The organism is Pseudomonas sp. CIP-10 (assembly GCF_020911845.1).
Lineage (GTDB): Bacteria > Pseudomonadota > Gammaproteobacteria > Pseudomonadales > Pseudomonadaceae > Aquipseudomonas > Aquipseudomonas alloputida.
Genome location: NZ_CP087160.1, coordinates 452250 through 470716 on the forward strand (window position 1 = coordinate 452250; position 18467 = coordinate 470716).

Consider the following 18467-nt stretch of genomic DNA (forward strand, 5'->3'; position numbering starts at 1 on the left):
ACCGTATCGCTATGCCGAACTATATATATCTATATATAGGTACCGGCCATGTTGTTCTCTGCCTCCATGGTCGGCTTGCGGCGGGGTGGTGCCCATTGGACGTAAGTCTATGAGCGCCCTTGTCAAAGACCCGACGAAAGGCGAAACGGGTTACGCAAGTAATGCGGTCCTAATGCTGAAGCGGAATTATTTTGACGAGACAAGCATGCCCGAGCACACCGACATCCTGAGCGACGCCGAGCGCGAGGCCTTGGCCGTGATAAACCAAAGTGCGCCTGTGGCAGCCAGACCGTTGGTGCTGGTGGTGGATGACAACGCGGTGAACCGTGAGGCGCTGATCCTGTACCTGAAAAGCCGGGGCATTGATGCGGTGGGGGCGGATGGGGCCGAGGAAGCCAGGTTGTACCTGCACTACCAGAAGCGTATCGGGTTGATGATTACCGATTTGCGCATGCAGCCTGAAAGTGGACTGGACTTGATCAGGACAATTCGCGCGTCGGAGCGGGCGGCTTTGTCGATCATTGTGGTGTCGGGTGACACCGATGTGGAAGAGGCAGTGGATGTGATGCACCTGGGGGTGGTGGACTTCCTGCTCAAGCCGGTGGATTTGGGCAAGCTGTTGGAGCTGGTGAGGAAAGAACTGAAAATGGGTTGATGCGCCGAGGGGGCCGCAAAACGGCCCCCTGGCGCAGATGTTACTTACAACCCGTTACGCGCCTTGAACTCGCGGCGACGGCGGTGCAGTACCGGTTCGGTATAACCGTTCGGTTGCTTGCCACCTTCCACCACCAGTTCCACAGCCGCCTGGAACGCCACGTTGTCGTCGAAGTTCGGCGCCATCGGGCGGTACAGGGCGTCGCCAGCGTTCTGCTGATCGACCACCACGGCCATGCGCTTGAGGCTTTCCAGCACCTGCTCCTGGCTGACCACGCCGTGGCGCAGCCAGTTGGCCAGCAGCTGGGCAGAGATACGCAGGGTGGCACGGTCTTCCATCAGGCCGACGTTGTTGATGTCCGGCACCTTCGAGCAACCCACGCCCTGGTCGATCCAACGCACCACGTAGCCGAGAATGCCCTGGGCGTTGTTGTCCAGTTCGTTGCGGATCTCTTCGGCCGACCAGTTGGTGTCGGCAGCCAGCGGAATGGCCAGAATGTCGTCCACCGACGCCGGGGTACGTGAAGCCAGTTCACGCTGGCGCGCCTGTACGTCCACCTTGTGGTAGTGCAGGGCGTGCAGGGTGGCGGCAGTTGGCGACGGTACCCAAGCGGTGTTGGCACCGGCCAGCGGGTGGGCGATCTTCTGCTCGAGCATGGCGGCCATCAGGTCAGGCATGGCCCACATGCCTTTGCCAATCTGCGCACGGCCTTGCAGGCCGGTGGCCAGGCCAACGTCGACGTTGTTGTTTTCGTAGGCGCCGATCCACTTCTCGTTCTTCATGGCACCTTTGCGCACCACGGCGCCGGCTTCCATCGAGGTGTGGATTTCATCGCCAGTGCGGTCAAGGAAGCCGGTGTTGATGAACGCCACGCGCTCGGCGGCTGCCTTGATGCAGGATTTGAGGTTGACCGTGGTACGGCGTTCCTCGTCCATGATGCCGACCTTGACGGTGTTGCGCGGCATGCCCAGCAGGTCTTCGACCTGGCTGAAGATCTCGGCGGCGAAGGCCACTTCCTCAGGGCCGTGCATCTTCGGCTTGACGATGTACACGCTGCCGCTGCGGGTATTCTTGCGGCTGGTGTTGCCGTTGAGGTTGTGCAGGGCGATCAGGTTGGTGAACAGCCCGTCCTGGATACCTTCGGGGATTTCGTTGCCTTGGGCATCGAGGATCGCCGGGTTGGTCATCAGGTGGCCAACGTTGCGCACGAACAGCAACGAACGACCGTGCAGGGTCACGCTGCCGCCGTTAGGCGCCGCGTACTCGCGGTCCGGGTTCATGGTGCGGGTGAAGGTTTTGCCACCCTTGCTCACGCTTTCGGCCAGGTCGCCTTTCATCAAGCCCAGCCAGTTGCGGTAGACGATGACTTTGTCGTCAGCGTCTACGGCTGCAACCGAGTCTTCGCAGTCCATGATGGTGGTCAGTGCCGACTCCATCAGGATGTCTTTGACGCCAGCGGCGTCGGTGCTTCCGACGGGGGTGCTGGCATCGACCTGGATTTCGAAGTGCAGGCCGTTGTGCTTGAGCAACACGGCAGTCGGCGCGGCGGCGTCGCCGTGGAAGCCGATCAGTTGCGCATCGTCGCGCAGGCCGCTGTTGCTGCCGCCTTTCAAGGCAACAACCAGCTTGCCGCCTTCGATGCGGTAGCCCGTGGAGTCAACGTGCGAGCCGGCGGCCAGTGGCGCGGCTTCGTCGAGGAAGGCGCGGGCGAAGGCGATGACCTTGTCGCCGCGTACCTTGTTGTAACCCTGGCCTTTTTCGGCGCCGCCTTCATCGCTGATGGCGTCGGTGCCGTAAAGGGCGTCGTACAGCGAACCCCAGCGGGCGTTGGCGGCGTTCAGGGCGAAGCGGGCGTTCATCACCGGCACGACCAGTTGTGGGCCGGCCATGTGGGCGATTTCTTCGTCCACGTTCTGGGTGGTGGCCTGGAAATCGTCGGCTTGTGGCAGCAGGTAGCCGATTTCCTGGAGGAATGCTTTGTAGGCTGCGGCGTCGTGGGCCTGGCCTTTGCGTGCCTGGTGCCAGGCGTCGATCTTGGCTTGCAGCTCGTCGCGCTTGGCGAGCAGGGCTTTGTTCTTTGGAGCGAGGTCATTGATGATCTTCTCTGCACCCGCCCAGAACTGCTCGGCGACGATGCCGGTCCCGGGGATGGCTTCGTTGTTCACGAAGTCGTACAGGACCTTGGCGACCTGAAGGCCACCGACTTGAACGTATCCAGTCATTGCTTGCCTCACTCTGCTCAGCTATTTCGCTCTTCTGTATTAAGCCTGTAGCGCTTCTCTAAACACGGCACCAGTGCATGCCACCGGTTTTGCTCGGGGGCGGCTGGGTGCGGCCTGCCAGACAGGCTGGCGGGCAGTGTGCGTATTTTCACAGGCGCCTTGGCAGACATCCAAACGACGTTTTGTAGTCCGCGCCACGGGATACTACATGAAGCAGTAGGCGGGGCAAAATCAGACTAAAAGCGCCGTTATGCGACCCGTTGGTCGCGTATGGTCACGCTGGGAGAGGGTATGTTCGCAAAAAACAGGTGGATTGTTCCAGATAAATATTGAAACAGTACACGATTGGCTGTGCAGATTGCCCTGCGGCAGGTTGCCGCGCCTTGCCTATACTGACTCGATCCCCCGATTTTCTGCCGCCCGGCGCGGTCCGACACGAGGAAGGGCTTGTGGATCATCTTGTACTGACTGTAATTGCCCCTGACAAGGCCGGCCAGGTCGAACGTATTGCCCAGTGCATCGCCGACCACAGTGGTAACTGGCTGGAAAGCCGCATGTCGCGTATGGCCGGGCAGTTTGCTGGCATTCTGCGGGTGGCGGTGCCGGCAGAGAATTACGCCGAGCTTGTGGCCTCGCTGCAGGGGCTGGCCAGGTATGACATTCGCGTGCTGATTGCCGAGAGCGGGATCGAGCCGTCGTGCACCTGGAAGCCAATTGCCATGGAGCTGGTGGGTAACGACCGGCCGGGGATCGTGCGGGACATTACCCGCTTGCTGGCCGAGTTGCAGGTAAACGTCGAGCGGTTTTCCACAGACGTGCAGCCGGCGCCGATGAGCAGTGAGCCGTTGTTCCACGCCGACGCATTGCTGGCGTTGCCGTTGACCTTGCCGCTGGAAGAACTGCAGCAGCGGCTGGAGAGCCTGGCGGATGACTTGATGGTGGAGTTGAAGCTGCGGGCAGAGGATTGATCAGCGATTGCCGGGGCCGCTTTGCGGCCCTATCGCGACACAAGGCCGCTCCCACACGGTCCTGCGTACACCGGACAAATGTGGGGCGGCCTTGTGTTGCGAAGCGGCCATCTGCGGTTATCCCGATATCACGGGGAAGGCCCTGTGGATAACCTGGGGGTGTACCTCTCCAGCCCAGGTATCACGTGCCTTGTACTGTTTTGCTCAAAAAATGCTCAATTATCAGCAGCTTGTGCACAAAGCGCGGGGACGAGGGTGTGGATAACCTATGGAGATGTCTCTGCAGGCCAGGCGCTACATGGCCTGCAGAGTTTTGATCGTTTTCTGATCAGCTACGTTTGCGCAAGTTCAGCCATGCATCGACGCTGTAAATCGCCAAACCTGCCCAGATGAACATGAAGGCCGCCAGGGTGCTCGACGACAAATGCTCATCGAACAGCACTACAGCCTGCAACAGCACCAAGGTCGGTGCCAGGTACTGCAGGAAGCCCAGCGTGGTGTACGGCAGGTGCCGTGCGGCGGCGTTGAAGCATACCAGCGGCACCAGCGTCACCGGCCCGGCCGCCATCAGCCACAGCGCCTCGCTGCTGGTATAGAACGCGCCCTGGGCACTCATCGCGGCCGGGTGCAGCAGCAGCCAGCCAAGGGCCAGCGGCACCAGCATCCAGGTTTCCACCACCAGGCCGGGCAGTGCCGCCACCGGCGCCTGCTTACGGATCAGCCCATAGAAGCCGAAGCTCAACGCCAGCACCAGTGACACCCACGGCAGGCTGCCCACTTGCCACACCTGCTGCGCCACACCCACGGCAGCCATGCCCACCGCCAGCCATTGCAGGCGGCGCAGGCGCTCGCCAAGAATCAGCATGCCCAGCAGTACGTTGATCAGTGGGTTGATGTAATAGCCCAGGCTGGCCTCGAGCATACGGCCGTTGTTCACCGACCACACGTAGGTCAGCCAGTTACCGGCGATCAGTGCCCCGCTCAGTGCCAGGATGCCCAGCCGGCGCGGGTTGTTGCGCAGTTCCCGCCACCAGCCGGGGTGTTTCCACACCAGTAGCAGCAGCGAGCCGAACAGTGCTGACCAGAGCACCCGGTGGACAATGATTTCCACCGCCGGGACGCTCTGGATTGCCTTGAAGTAGAGGGGGAAAAGGCCCCAGATGATGTAGGCGCTCAAGCCCAGTATGTATCCGCGACGCGGGTTTGCGGCGTGCATGCAGAATCCTTGCTTAGGTTGCTAAATAAAGCGACGCCTATTGTAGACAGAGGCGGGCGTGCTTCTAGAACAATTTCAGCGGAGCTTCATCCAGCGCAGCCATCTGTTCGCGCAAGGCGAGAATCTGGTCGCCCCAGTAGCGTGGCTGGCCAAACCAAGGGAAGCTGGGCGGGAACGCGGGGTCGTCCCAGCGCCTTGCCAGCCAGGCGCTATAGTGCAGTTGCCGCAGGGCGCGCAGGGGCTCGATCAGGGCCAGTTCGCGCGGGTCGAAGTCGTGGAACTCGTTGTAGCCGTCGATCAGCTCGGCCAGTTGCCCCAGGCGCTCCTCGCGGTTGCCGGCCAGCATCATCCACAGGTCTTGCACCGCTGGGCCCATGCGGCAATCGTCGAGGTCGACCACGTGGTACACCTCGTCACGGTGCATCAGGTTGCCGGGGTGCAGGTCGCCGTGCAGGCGAATGAGCTGGTGTGGTGTGCGAGCGTAGATGTCCTCCACCCGCTTGAGCAGATCGCGGGCCACGGACTCGAACGCCGGCAGCAGTTCACGCGGGACAAAATTACCCTCCAGCAAGGTGTTCAGCGAGGCGTGGCCAAAGTTGTCCACAGCCAGTGCCTCGCGGTGCTTGAACGGTTTGCTGGCGCCCACGGCATGCAGGCGGCCAAGTAACTGGCCCAGGCGATACAACTGGTCGAGGTTGCCAGGCTCGGGGGCGTGGCCGCCGCGACGGGGGAACAGCGTGAAGCGGAAGCCCTTGTGTTCGAACAAGGTGCGGTCATCGTGCTGCAGGGGCGCAACCACCGGGACTTCACAGTCGGCGAGTTCGGCCGTGAAGGCGTGTTCTTCGAGGATGGCTGCATCGCTCCAGCGGCCTGGGCGGTAGAACTTGGCAATCAGCGGCTGCGCGTCTTCGATGCCCACCTGGTACACGCGGTTCTCGTAGCTGTTCAGCGCCAGCACCCGCGCATCGCTGAGAAAGCCCAGGCTTTCCACTGCGTCCAGGACCAGGTCGGGGGTGAGGGTGTCGAAGGGGTGGGACATGGTGGCTCCGGAGGGTAAGCGGCGTGGGGCCATGGTAGCGCGTTATGCCTGTGCCGGCCCCTTCGCGGGCGTGCCCGCACATTTCGGCCCAGATGCATCGGGTGGTGCGGTCCCTGTGGGAGCGGGCAAGCCCGCGAACCGCGCACCGCGCGGCCAGACTATGCGGGAACCCCGATCAACACATAAGACGGGTGAAACTGCACCCGCACCACACTGCCATCCACGACCTGCTGGGCAGCCAACCAGTGCGCATCAGCCATTGCACACAGGGTCTGCCCGTTGCCTAACGCCAGCCTGACTTCACTGGGCCCATCGACCTCTGCCAGCACTTCCTCCACCTTCGTGCAAAGGCAATTGCTCCCCGCTTCGGCCTCTTCCCCCTCCGCCAACAAGCGCACCCACCCGGCCTTGAGCAGCGCCACCACCGTTGTTCCCACTGTCAGCTCCAGGCGCGCAGTGCTGTCGTGGGTGATCAGCGCATCGATCTCCAGCCCGCCGCTCAATGCCAGGCTGACGCGGTCATACCGGCCTTCACGGCGCAGGCCGCTGACCTGGCCCTGCAACTGGTTGCGCGCACTGGTGCGCAGCATCAGGCGCCCGAGCAGGTCGAGGTCGCTGGATTCTTCGGCGGCTTCAAGGATTTGTGCCTGCAGGGCCTGCAGCCTTTGGTACAGGCGCAACACCCGCTCGCCTTCCGGCGACAAGTGCGCACCGCCACCGCCGCGGCCACCGGTGCTGCGCTTGACCAAGGGCTGGCTGGCCAGGTTGTTGAGCTCGTCGATGGCATCCCAGGCCGCCTTGTAGCTGATACCTGCGGCCTTGGCGGCGCGGGTGATTGAGCCTTGTTCGGCAATGTGCTGCAGCAGCGCGATGCGCTGTGGGCGGCGGGCGATGTGCTGGGTGAGAACGGGGGGTAGGGACATGGGTATTCCGTATACAAGGGTGCTTTACAAAGGGGCAGGTCGCGCCTGGTCATACATACCCCGGTTTGGGCGTACGTGCCAGGCAATACACATCCACCCGCCGCGCACCTGCCTTGCGCAGTGCCTGGGCGATAGCCTGCGCAGTGGCACCGGTGGTCAACACATCATCGACGATGGCGACATGCTTGCCTTCCAGTTTGCCCATGACCGCGAACGCCTGGCGCAAATTGCGCTGCCGTGCCTTGGCGCCCAGATGTTGCTGTGCCGGTGTCTCGCGTGTGCGGACCAGCAAACGCTCGTTGCAGGTTACCCCGACGTGCGACGACAACCACCGCCCAAGCATCCCCGCCTGATTGAACCCCCGCTCGCGTAGTCGACGCCTGGCCAAAGGCACAGGCAACAGCAGGTCAGGGCGAGGCAACCCTTCGGCATAGCGATACAGCAGCCCCTGCCCCAGCAGCTCAGCCATCAGGCGTCCCAAAGGCCATTGGCGATTGTGCTTGAAACGGCTAATCAACGTGTCCACCGGAAAACCGAAATGCCACAGGGCAATGACCTGATCGAAGGCCGGCAAGCAGCGGCCACACGGGGCGCAGGTCAAGCCGGCCATGGGCAAGGGCAGGGCGCAATGCCGGCACTGATCACCCAGCCAGGGCAGCGCCTGTTCGCAGGTAACGCACAGCGGGTAAGGCTGCTCGGCAGGCTCATCGCATAACAAGCACTTCTGATTAATAAGTGAGCACTTGTAAACCAGTCGCTTCCAGTGCAGTTGACAGTTCATAGGCCTTCCATGACTATGCGAGCTATCCGTGATGCGCTGGCGGGCTTTCCTGTCCCGGCGCCAGCTACAGCCTAAACAAGGAAACGCCGATGAGCGCCAGCACAACTGCAACAACACGTCACGATTGGGCCTTGGCCGAGGTCAAGGCGCTGTTCCAGCAACCGTTCAATGATTTGCTGTTCCAAGCGCAGACCGTGCACCGCGCGCACTTCGACCCCAACCGCGTGCAGGTTTCGACCTTGCTGTCGATCAAGACCGGCGCCTGCCCGGAAGATTGCAAATATTGTCCGCAGTCCGGCCACTACAACACCGGGCTGGAGAAACAGAAGCTGATGGAAGTGCAGAAGGTGCTGGAAGAAGCTGCCCGCGCCAAAGCCATCGGTTCTACCCGTTTCTGCATGGGGGCGGCGTGGAAGCACCCGTCGGCCAAAGACATGCCCTACGTGCTGGAGATGGTCAAAGGCGTCAAGGCCATGGGCCTGGAAACCTGCATGACCCTCGGCAAACTCGATCAGGAGCAAACCAAGGCCCTGGCCCACGCGGGTCTGGACTACTACAACCACAACCTCGACACCTCACCGGAGTTCTACGGCAGCATCATCACCACACGTACCTACAGCGAGCGCCTGCAGACCCTGGCCTACGTGCGCGATGCCGGGATGAAAATCTGCTCTGGTGGCATTCTGGGCATGGGTGAATCGCTGGATGACCGCGCCGGCCTGCTGATCCAGCTGGCCAACCTGCCGGAACACCCGGAGTCGGTGCCGATCAACATGCTGGTCAAGGTGGCCGGCACGCCGCTGGCTGAGGAAGAGGACGTCGACCCGTTCGACTTTATCCGTATGCTGGCCGTGGCCCGTATCCTCATGCCCAAGTCTCACGTGCGCCTGTCCGCCGGCCGCGAGCAGATGAACGAGCAGATGCAGGCCCTGGCCTTCATGGCGGGCGCCAACTCGATCTTCTACGGCGAAAAGCTGCTGACCACTGCCAACCCCCAGGCCGACAAGGACATGCAGCTGTTCGCACGCCTGGGCATCAAGCCCGAAGCGCGTGAAGAGCACGCCGACGAAGTGCACCAGGCAGCCATCGAGCAAGCGCTGGTCGAGCAGCGCAGCAGCGAGATGTTCTACGACGCCGCGACAGCCTGATATGGCTTTCGACCTGGCAGCGCGTCTGGCCGAACGGCGCGCCGCAGACCTGTATCGGCAGCGGCCATTGCTGGAAAGCCCGCAAGGGCCGGAAGTGGTGGTCGACGGCCAGCGGTTGCTGGCCTTCTGCAGCAATGACTACCTGGGCCTGGCCAACCACCCCGAGGTGATCGCCGCCTGGCAGGCCGGCGCCGAGCGCTGGGGTGTGGGGGGTGGTGCCTCGCACCTGGTGGTTGGCCACAGCACTCCGCACCATCAGGTTGAAGAGGCACTGGCTGAACTTACCGGCCGCCCGCGCGCACTGTTGTTCTCCACCGGTTATATGGCCAATCTGGGCGCCATCACGGCGCTGGTGGGGCAGGGCGACACGGTGCTGCAAGACCGCCTCAACCATGCTTCGCTGCTGGATGGCGGGCTGCTCAGTGGCGCCCGCTTCAACCGCTACCTGCACAACGACCCGGCCAGCCTGGCCAGCCGCCTGGACAAGGCGGTCGGCAATACCCTGGTGGTGACCGATGGCGTGTTCAGCATGGACGGTGACCTGGCCGACCTGCCGGCGCTGGCCAATGTCGCCCGTGCCCGCGGTGCCTGGCTGATGGTCGACGACGCCCATGGCCTGGGCACCCTGGGCGCCCAAGGCGGCGGTATCGTCGAGCACTTTGGCCTGGGCGTGGATGATGTACCCGTGCTGATCGGCACGTTGGGCAAGGCTTGCGGCACCGCGGGTGCCTTTGTTGCTGGCAGCGAAGCGCTGATCGAGGCGCTGGTACAGTTCGCCCGCCCCTATATCTACACCACCAGCCAGCCACCGGCGCTGGCCTGCGCCACACTCAAGAGCCTGGAGCTGCTGCGCCGCGAAACCTGGCGTCGTGAGCACCTGGCAGCCTTGATTCGCCAGTTCCGAGAAGGCGCGCAGCAGCTGGGGCTGCAGTTGATGGACAGCCCGACGCCGATCCAGCCCATCGTGATCGGTGACAGTGCGCAGGCGTTGCGCCTGTCACGCCTGCTGCGTGAGCGAGGCTTGCTGGTGACGGCCATCCGCCCACCCACCGTGCCGGCTGGCAGCGCACGCCTGCGGGTAACCCTGAGCGCCGCACACAGCGAGGCGCAGGTGCAGCTATTGTTGAATGCATTGGCCGAGTGTTATCCACAGTTGGAGAACGCCGATGCGTAATCGACTTGTTCTATTGCCCGGCTGGGGCTTGGGAACTGCTGCGCTGGAGCCGCTGGCCGCTAGCCTGCGTGCTCAGGACGCCCGCCTGCAGGTAGAGCTGATGCCCCTGCCAGAACTGGCCCACAGCGATGTGCAGGCCTGGATCGACCATCTGGACCGCAAGCTGCCCAGCAATGTCTGGCTGGGTGGCTGGTCACTGGGTGGCATGTTGGCCAGCGCGCTGGCGCACAAGCGTGGCGACCACTGCTGCGGACTGCTGACCTTGGCCAGCAACCCCAGCTTCCTGGCCCGGCCAGATTGGCCCCATGGCATGGCCGAAGACACCTTCGGCACCTTCCTCGACGGCTGCCGCAACCATACCCAGGTCACCCTCAAGCGCTTCCGTACCTTGTGCAGCGACGGCGCCCTGCAGCCGCGCACCTTGTTGCGTCAGCTGGGTGTCGGCGTGCCGGATACCGACCCGTTGTACCTGGCCACTGGCCTTGAAGTGCTGGCCAAGCTGGACACCCGTGAAGCCTTGCAGGCCTATGGTGGCCCGCAACTGCACCTGTTCGCCGGCAGCGATGCGCTAGTGCCGGCAGAGGCGGCAAAGGCGTTGAGCGAGCTGTTGCCCGATGTAGAAGTGGGCCTGGTCGAAGACAGTTCCCACGCGTTCCTGCTGGAGTATCCGCAGGAGCTGGCGGCGGGCATCAAGAGTTTTCTGCATGAGAGTGGCGATGACTGACCTTTCCCGTCCGACCCTGCCCGGCGCATTGCCCGACAAGCGCCAGGTGGCGGCCTCGTTCTCCCGCGCCGCGGCCAGTTACGACAGCGTGGCGGCCCTTCAGCGCGCTGTAGGCCTGAGCCTGCTGGAGCTGTTGCCGGCAGGCCTGCAGCCGTCACACTGGCTGGACCTGGGCAGTGGCACCGGCCATTTCAGCCGCATGCTGGCCGAGCGTTTCGTCCAGGCCAGCGGCGTGGCGGTGGATATTGCCGAAGGCATGTTGCTTCATGCCCGTCATGTAAAGGGTGGGGCGCAGTATCACGTGGTTGGCGACGCCGAGCGTCTGCCGCTGCGCGATGGCAGCGTCGACCTGGTGTTTTCCAGCCTGGCGGTGCAGTGGTGCGATCAGTTCACCAGTGTGCTGGACGAGGCGCAGCGGGTGCTGCGCCCAGGCGGTGTACTGGCCTTCAGCAGCCTGTGCGTGGGCACCCTTGATGAACTGCGCGCCAGCTGGCAGGCGGTGGATGGCCTGGTGCATGTAAACCGCTTCCGCCGTTTCGAAGACTATCAGCGCCTGTGCGCAGCCAGCGGTTTTGAGCAGCTTGAGCTGGAGCGGTGCCCGCATGTGCTGCACTACCCGGATGTGCGCAGCCTGACCCACGAACTGAAGGCGTTGGGGGCGCACAATCTGAACCCTGGGCGACCTTCCGGCCTCACCGGCCGGGCGCGAATGCAGGGCCTGTTGCAGGCCTATGAGGCATTTCGCCAACCCGCGGGGCTGCCAGCCACCTATCAAGTGGTCTATGGTGTGTTGCGCAAGCCACTGGCGTAAGGGGAGCACGATGAGCCAGGCCTTTTTCATTGCGGGTACCGATACCGATGTCGGCAAGACCACCATCGCCGCTGGCCTGTTGCATGCGGCGCGTTTGCAGGGCATGAGCACACTGGGTGCCAAGCCGGTTGCATCGGGCTGCACCATGACGCCGAAAGGTTTGCGCAATAGCGATGCCCTGGCGCTGATCGACGAAAGCACGGTCAAGCTGCCCTATGAGCAGGTCAATCCGTTTGCCTTCGAGCCTGCTATTGCCCCGCATGTGGCGGCGCGCGAGGCAGGGGTGACGCTGGCTGTGCCAGAACTGCTCGCGGCGATGCGCAATGTGCTGCAACAAAATGCCGACTTCACCCTGATAGAGGGGGCCGGTGGTTGGCGCGTACCGCTGTCGGGCCTCGAGAACCTGTCCGACCTTGCCGTTGCCCTGCGGTTGCCGGTGATTCTGGTGGTAGGTGTGCGGTTGGGTTGCATCAGCCATGCCTTGCTCAGCGCCGAAGCGATCGAGCGTGATGGGCTGCAGTTGGCGGGTTGGGTGGCAAACATCATCGAGCCGCGCACTTCACGCCTGGAAGAGAACCTGGCCAGCCTTGCAGAGCGCTTGCCGGCGCCTTGCCTGGGGCGGGTGCCCAAGCTCAAGCAGGCCAGTGCCGACATGGTGGCTGAGCATCTGCAGTTGGATCTGCTGGATTAGTGTGATGCAGGCCCGGCCTCTTCGCGGGTAAACCCGCTCCTACGAGGGGACGCATACCGTTGTGGGCGCGGGTTTACCCGCGAGGCGGCCAGTGCAGGAATACCCAAGGCCTATCAACTGGCATTGAGCCATTAGGGATTTAAACGGGCCTTTTCGCTCCTAGCCTGTTTTAATTGGGGCTGTTCGTCATCCAGCGTCAATGGAGTCCTGACATGGAAATCACCGGTAGCTCCGCCTACTACGCGGGCCTGAGCGCAATCCAGACCGGCCAGAACCGCGTCGATCAGGCCGCCAGCCAGATCGCCAACACCACTGCCGAACGTACCGCCACTAGCCAGTCCAGCGATTTTCAGGCCGAACGCCTGCGCGCGGTCGACCGCAGCCAGCAGATGGACCTGGCCACCAGTGTCGTGCAACAGGCGGTGGGCAAGACCGAAGTCGAGCTTGGCGCGAAGGTCGCCAAGGCATCCGACGAAATGCTTGGCCGGATCATCGACACCTACGCCTGAACACTTGCGTCATCCCCTATTTCAGCGCCTGCCCTTGTAGGAGCGGGCTTGCCCGCGAATGCGTCCGATCAGACAACAATTTTGTCTGGTCGGGCCTCTTCGCGGGCAAGCCCGCTCCTACAAGGGTTTGTGCCATGGCATGACTGATTTGCCATTTTTCGTGGCGTAAATGGCACTATAGTCCATCCTTGACAGAAAGCTGAGCTAAACGTAAGTTTCAAACAACTGTTTGATCGGCTTCCGCCAAGCGCGGGTCACCCCACAGAACTCACCTAGAGGTTCATCGCAATGCCTGACTACAAAGCCCCCTTGCGTGATATCCGCTTCGTTCGCGACGAGCTGCTTGGCTATGAGGCGCACTATCAGAGCCTGCCGGGCTGCCAGGACGCCACGCCCGACATGGTCGACGCGATCCTTGAAGAAGGCGCGAAGTTCTGTGAGCAGGTGTTGTCGCCGCTGAACCGCGTGGGTGACCAGGAAGGCTGCACCTGGAGCGAATCGGGGGTGAAAACCCCAACCGGCTTCAAGGAAGCCTACCAGCAGTTCGTCGAAGGCGGCTGGCCGAGCCTGGCACATGACGTCGAGCATGGCGGCCAAGGCCTGCCAGAGTCGCTGGGCCTGGCCCTGAGCGAAATGGTCGGTGGCTCGAACTGGTCGTGGGGTATGTACCCAGGCCTGTCGCATGGCGCGATGAACACTATTTCTGCGCATGGCACTGCCGAGCAGCAGCACACCTACCTGACCAAGCTGGTGTCCGGCGAGTGGACCGGCACCATGTGCCTGACCGAACCGCACTGCGGTACCGACCTGGGCATGCTGCGCACCAAGGCCGAGCCACAGGCCGACGGCAGCTACAAAGTGTCGGGCACCAAGATCTTCATTTCGGCCGGTGAGCACGACATGGCCGACAACATTGTCCATATCGTCCTGGCCCGCCTGCCGGACGCACCGGCCGGTACCAAGGGGATTTCACTGTTCATCGTGCCGAAGTTCCTGCCCAACGCCGAGGGCGGCGTGGGCGAGCGCAACGGCGTGAGCTGCGGCTCGATCGAACACAAGATGGGCATCCACGGTAACGCCACCTGCGTCATGAACTTCGATGCGGCCACCGGCTACCTGATCGGCCCAGCCAACAAAGGCCTGAACTGCATGTTCACCTTCATGAACACTGCTCGCCTGGGTACCGCGCTGCAAGGCTTGGCCCACGCCGAGGTGGCGTTCCAGGGTGGCCTGAAGTACGCCCGTGAGCGCCTGCAGATGCGTTCCCTGACCGGCCCGAAAGCACCGGACAAGGCCGCTGACCCGATCATCGTCCACCCGGACGTACGGCGCATGCTGCTGACCATGAAGGCCTTCGCCGAAGGCAATCGCGCGATGGTGTACTTCACTGCCAAGCAGGTGGACATCGTCAAGTACAGCCAGGACGAAGAAGAGCGCAAGAAGGCTGACGCCCTGCTGGCGTTCCTGACCCCGATCGCCAAGGCTTTCATGACCGAAGTCGGTTTCGAAGCCGCCAACCACGGCGTACAGATCTACGGTGGCCATGGCTTCATCGCCGAATGGGGCATGGAGCAGAACGTGCGCGACAGCCGTATCTCCATGCTGTACGAAGGCACTACCGGTATTCAGGCCCTCGACCTGCTCGGTCGCAAAGTGCTGATGACTCAGGGCGAAGCACTGAAGGGCTTCACCAAGATCGTGCACAAGTTCTGCCAGGCGCAGGAAGGTAACGAAGCGGTCAAGGAGTTCGTCGAACCGCTGGCGGCCATCAACAAGGAGTGGGGCGAGCTGACCATGAAAGTGGGCATGGCTGCCATGAAGGACCGTGAAGAAGTGGGTGCGGCTTCGGTCGATTACCTGATGTACTCCGGCTATGCCTGCCTGGCTTACTTCTGGGCCGACATCGCCCGTCTGGCCGCCGAGAAACTGGCAGCCGGTACCAGCGAGGAGGCGTTCTACACCGCCAAGCTGCAGACTGCCCGCTTCTACTTCCAGCGCATCCTGCCGCGTACCCGTACCCATGTGGCGACCATGCTGTCGGGTGCCAACAACCTGATGGCGATGGACGAAGAGCACTTCGGCCTGTCGTACTGATACTGGCGCTGTACCCAAAACCCGCCTGCCCTGACCGGGAGGCGGGTTTTTTTACGTCTTCAGGTTCAGCGTGGTCCCTCGTAGGAGCGGGTTCACCCGCGAAGAGGCCGGGCCTGCTGGCCAATCTCCATCAGCCGTTCACCGTTGCCGGCGCTACCGTATTCGCGGGTAAACCCGCTCCTACAAGGCTCGCGTGGCGGCCGGAAGTTCGGTCATCCAACCGCAAATTCAACTGTTCCAGTGCACTGCCGATGAAGTGAGGGCACAATGCCATTATTGATCTGCCGGGTTGGAGATTACCCTTGTTTCGTTTTAACGCTGTTCGCGCAAGCCACTTCCTGCCGTCGCTGTTCTTGTTGCTGGCAGGGCTCGCCGCAGCCTATGTGAGAGACCTCAGCGTCTTTTTCACATCGCTGTTCAATGTCCTGCCTACCTTGGTTCTACTGCTGGGCGGCGCCTACTGCGCGGTTTACCGCCGCCAGCGTGAGCTGTTCCTGATGCTGACGGTGTACATCGCCTACTTCCTGCTCGATACCCAGACCGACTTCTACCGTGACCATGGCCGCGTGCGTGAGGACGCCGCGGTGATCTTCCACCTGGTCTGCCTGTTGCTGCCGGCGCTGTTCGGGCTGTACGGCGCCTGGCAGGAGCGCACGCACCTGCTGCAGGACCTGGTCGCCCGCGGTGCCGTACTGTTTGCCGTGGGCAGTGTGGCGGTGGCCCTCCAGCAAAGCTACCCCGAGGCGTTGCTGACCTGGTTGGCGGAGATCCGCTGGCCGGCTTTGCATGGCCACTGGATGAGCCTGATCCAGATGGTCTACCCACTGTTCCTGGGTGTGTTCATTCTGCTGGTGGTGCAGTACCTGCGTGCACCCCGGCCGCTGCACGCTGCGCAGTTGATCGGCCTGCTGGGCATTTTCTGGATGCTGCCGCAAACCTTCATCCTGCCGTTTACCTTGAACATCATGTGCAGCCAGGTAATGTTGATGATCGCCGCAGCCGTGGCGCACGAGGCTTATCAGATGGCCTTCCGTGACGAGCTGACTGGCCTGCCGGGGCGTCGTGCGCTGAACGAGCGCATGCAGCGCCTGGGGCGTAACTATGTGATCGCCATGACCGATGTCGACCACTTCAAGAAATTCAACGACACCCACGGCCACGATGTCGGTGACCAGGTGCTGCGGTTGGTCGCCAGCCGCTTGTCCAAGGTCACCGGCGGTGGCCGCGCCTACCGTTATGGCGGGGAGGAGTTCGCCCTGGTGTTCGCCGGCAAGACTGCCGCGGAATGCGTGCCGCATGTGGAAGCCGTGCGTGAAGTGATCGCCAATTACGTGATGCACCTGCGCGATCAGCACAACCGCCCGCAGGACGATACCGCCGGGCGCCAGCGCCGGGCGGGCAGCGCCGGCGGCACGGTCTCGGTCACCATCAGTATCGGCGTGGCCGAGCGCCAGGCCGATCATCGAAACCCCGAGGCGGTGCTGAAATCCGCCGACCAGGCGCTTTACAGTGCCAAAGGCGCGGGGCGAAATTGTGTCATGGTGCATGGGCGACAATCACAGCGTGGGGCAGTGCGCACGGCGTGACCAGGCGAGACTATACAGTCGATTGATGACCCTATGTCTCGCAAAAGTTGTTCGGTTACACTGCCAGTAACCCCAGTGTCGCGGTTCCCCGAGACCGCCCCGACCCGACTAGCGAGAGGTTGTCATGGCTGACTATAAAGCGCCCCTGCGCGACATGCGCTTCGTACTGAATGAAGTCTTCAACGTGGCCGAGCAGTGGACGCAGTTGCCCGGGCTGGCCGAGGTTGTCGATGCCGACACGGCCATGGCCGTGCTGGAAGAAGCCGGCAAGGTCACCGCCAAGACCATTGCGCCGCTCAGCCGCGCCGCCGACGAAGAGGGCTGCCACTGGGACAACGGCGCGGTGCGGACCCCAGCCGGTTTCATTGAGGCCTACAACACCTACGCCGAAGGCGGCTGGGTGGGCGTGGGCGGCGACCCGCTGTTCGGCGGTATGGGCATGCCCAAGGCCATCTCGGCCCAGGTCGAGGAAATGGTCAACGCGTCCAGCCTGGCTTTCGGCCTGTACCCGATGCTGACGGCCGGCGCCTGTCTGTCGATCAACGCCCACGCCAGCGAGGCCTTGAAGGAAAAATACCTTCCGAACATGTATGCCGGCGTTTGGGCCGGCTCCATGTGCCTGACCGAGCCGCATGCCGGTACTGACCTGGGCATCATCCGCACCAAGGCCGAGCCCCAGGCGGATGGCAGCTACAAGGTCAGCGGTACCAAGATTTTCATCACGGGTGGCGAACACGACCTGACCGAGAACATCATCCATCTGGTGCTGGCCAAGTTGCCGGATGCACCGGCGGGGCCGAAAGGTATTTCGCTGTTCCTGGTGCCGAAATTCCTGGTCAATGAAGACGGTAGCCTCGGCGCGCGGAACCCGGCCACTTGCGGCTCGATCGAGCACAAAATGGGCATCCAGGCCTCGGCTACCTGTGTGATGAACTTCGACGAAGCTGTCGGCTACATCGTCGGTGAGCCGAACAAAGGCCTGGCGGCCATGTTCACCATGATGAACTACGAGCGCCTGGGCGTTGGCATTCAAGGCCTGGCGTCGGCCGAGCGCTCCTACCAGAACGCCGTGGAGTACGCCCGCGATCGCCTGCAAAGCCGTGCCCCGGCCGGCCCACAAGCCAAGGACAAGGCTGCCGACCCGATCATCGTCCACCCGGACGTGCGTCGCATGCTGTTGACCATGAAGGCGCTGATCGAAGGTGGCCGCGCATTCTCCACTTATGTGGCCATGCAACTGGACAGTGCCAAGTACAGCGAAGACGCCAGCGTGCGCAAACGCAGCGAAGAGCTGGTGGCACTGCTGACGCCGGTGGCGAAGGCCTTCCTCACCGACCTGGGCCTGGAGTGCGCAGTGCACGGCCAGCAGGTATTTGGCGGGCATGGTTACATTCGTGAGTGGGGGCAGGAGCAGTTGGTGCGCGACGTGCGCATTACCCAGATCTACGAAGGTACCAATGGCATCCAGGCCCTCGACCTGATGGGGCGTAAAGTGGTGGCCAGCGGCGGGGCATACTACAAGCTGTTCTCTGACGAGATTCGTCAGTTCATTACCGGTGCAGGCAGCGAACTGGACGAATTCGCCAAGCCACTGGGCGCTTCGCTCGATCAGCTCGACGGGTTGACCGAGTGGGTATTGCAGCAGGCCAAGGGCAACCCGAATGAAATTGGCGCGGCTTCGGTCGAGTACCTGCATGCCTTTGGCTATGTTGCCTATGGCTACATGTGGGCACTGATGGCGCGGGCGGCCCAGGCGGGCGAGGGGGATGCGCCGTTCTATTCGGGCAAGCTGGGTACGGCGCGGTTCTACTTCGCGCGGTTGCTGCCACGGGTGGATTCGCTGGTGGCTTCGGTGAAGGCGGGAAGTGAGTCGCTGTACCTGCTGGATGCCGAGCAGTTCTGATCGATTTCTGGGGCTGCTGCGCA

16 protein-coding genes are annotated in these 18467 nt (G+C 62.7%); 11 read left to right on the top strand and 5 right to left on the bottom strand.

Annotated features, from left to right (window positions below; genetic code table 11):
- Positions 1–109: 109 nt before the first annotated feature.
- Positions 110–655: a response regulator gene (locus LMH93_RS01975; RefSeq protein ID WP_033726058.1), complete on the top strand. Its 546-nt coding sequence runs from the start codon at positions 110–112 to the stop codon at positions 653–655.
- Positions 656–699: 44 nt separating this feature from the next.
- On the opposite strand, the gene LMH93_RS01980 is transcribed toward LMH93_RS01975, so the two are convergent.
- Positions 700–2877 carry a malate synthase G gene (locus LMH93_RS01980; RefSeq protein ID WP_003255621.1) on the bottom strand — a complete coding sequence of 726 codons (2178 nt, stop codon included), beginning with the start codon at positions 2875–2877 and terminating at the stop codon, positions 700–702.
- A 449-nt stretch (positions 2878–3326) separates the two neighbouring features.
- Between LMH93_RS01980 and LMH93_RS01985 the strand changes: the two genes are divergently transcribed.
- Positions 3327–3845, top strand: a complete 519-nt coding sequence (locus LMH93_RS01985; protein ID WP_003255620.1) for a glycine cleavage system protein R — start codon at positions 3327–3329, stop codon at positions 3843–3845.
- A 328-nt stretch (positions 3846–4173) separates the two neighbouring features.
- Here the strand turns inward: LMH93_RS01985 and rarD are convergent, their stop codons facing one another.
- The 4 genes from rarD to LMH93_RS02005 all read right to left on the bottom strand — a co-directional run bounded on the left by rarD (position 4174) and on the right by LMH93_RS02005 (position 7804).
- Positions 4174–5061: an EamA family transporter RarD gene (rarD, locus tag LMH93_RS01990; RefSeq protein ID WP_003255619.1), complete on the bottom strand. Its 888-nt coding sequence runs from the start codon at positions 5059–5061 to the stop codon at positions 4174–4176.
- 64 nt (positions 5062–5125) lie between these two features.
- Complete coding sequence (locus LMH93_RS01995) at positions 5126–6100, bottom strand: serine/threonine protein kinase (RefSeq protein WP_004577117.1); 975 nt, start codon at positions 6098–6100, stop codon at positions 5126–5128.
- A gap of 158 nt (positions 6101–6258) precedes the next feature.
- Positions 6259–7023 carry a TOBE domain-containing protein gene (locus LMH93_RS02000; protein WP_047603140.1) on the bottom strand — a complete coding sequence of 255 codons (765 nt, stop codon included), beginning with the start codon at positions 7021–7023 and terminating at the stop codon, positions 6259–6261.
- Positions 7024–7072: 49 nt separating this feature from the next.
- Positions 7073–7804, bottom strand: coding sequence for a ComF family protein (locus LMH93_RS02005; RefSeq protein WP_003255613.1), 732 nt, complete (start codon positions 7802–7804; stop codon positions 7073–7075).
- Between the two features lie 89 nt (positions 7805–7893).
- On the opposite strand from LMH93_RS02005, the gene bioB reads away from it, so the two are divergent.
- From bioB to LMH93_RS02050, 9 genes are all read left to right on the top strand, one after another.
- Positions 7894–8952 (top strand): biotin synthase BioB, encoded by a 1059-nt coding sequence (bioB, locus tag LMH93_RS02010; RefSeq protein ID WP_003255611.1) that lies wholly within the window; start codon positions 7894–7896, stop codon positions 8950–8952.
- Between the two features lies 1 nt (position 8953).
- Positions 8954–10126, top strand: coding sequence for an 8-amino-7-oxononanoate synthase (bioF, locus tag LMH93_RS02015; RefSeq protein ID WP_003255609.1), 1173 nt, complete (start codon positions 8954–8956; stop codon positions 10124–10126).
- Positions 10119–10850 (top strand): alpha/beta fold hydrolase, encoded by a 732-nt coding sequence (locus tag LMH93_RS02020; RefSeq protein ID WP_003255608.1) that lies wholly within the window; start codon positions 10119–10121, stop codon positions 10848–10850. The genes bioF and LMH93_RS02020 overlap by 8 nt, the downstream gene beginning before the upstream one ends.
- Positions 10843–11661 carry a malonyl-ACP O-methyltransferase BioC gene (bioC, locus tag LMH93_RS02025; protein ID WP_003255607.1) on the top strand — a complete coding sequence of 273 codons (819 nt, stop codon included), beginning with the start codon at positions 10843–10845 and terminating at the stop codon, positions 11659–11661. The genes LMH93_RS02020 and bioC overlap by 8 nt, the downstream gene beginning before the upstream one ends.
- A 10-nt stretch (positions 11662–11671) precedes the next feature.
- Entirely contained in the window at positions 11672–12352 is a 681-nt protein-coding gene (bioD, locus tag LMH93_RS02030; RefSeq protein WP_003255605.1) for a dethiobiotin synthase, read from the top strand.
- A 212-nt stretch (positions 12353–12564) separates the two neighbouring features.
- Entirely contained in the window at positions 12565–12861 is a 297-nt protein-coding gene (locus tag LMH93_RS02035; RefSeq protein WP_003255603.1) for a hypothetical protein, read from the top strand.
- A 288-nt stretch (positions 12862–13149) separates the two neighbouring features.
- Positions 13150–14955: a phenylacyl-CoA dehydrogenase gene (locus LMH93_RS02040; protein WP_010951720.1), complete on the top strand. Its 1806-nt coding sequence runs from the start codon at positions 13150–13152 to the stop codon at positions 14953–14955.
- Between the two features lie 302 nt (positions 14956–15257).
- Entirely contained in the window at positions 15258–16541 is a 1284-nt protein-coding gene (locus tag LMH93_RS02045; RefSeq protein WP_003255601.1) for a GGDEF domain-containing protein, read from the top strand.
- 124 nt (positions 16542–16665) lie between these two features.
- Positions 16666–18444, top strand: coding sequence for an acyl-CoA dehydrogenase C-terminal domain-containing protein (locus tag LMH93_RS02050; RefSeq protein ID WP_003255600.1), 1779 nt, complete (start codon positions 16666–16668; stop codon positions 18442–18444).
- Positions 18445–18467: the final 23 nt, after the last annotated feature.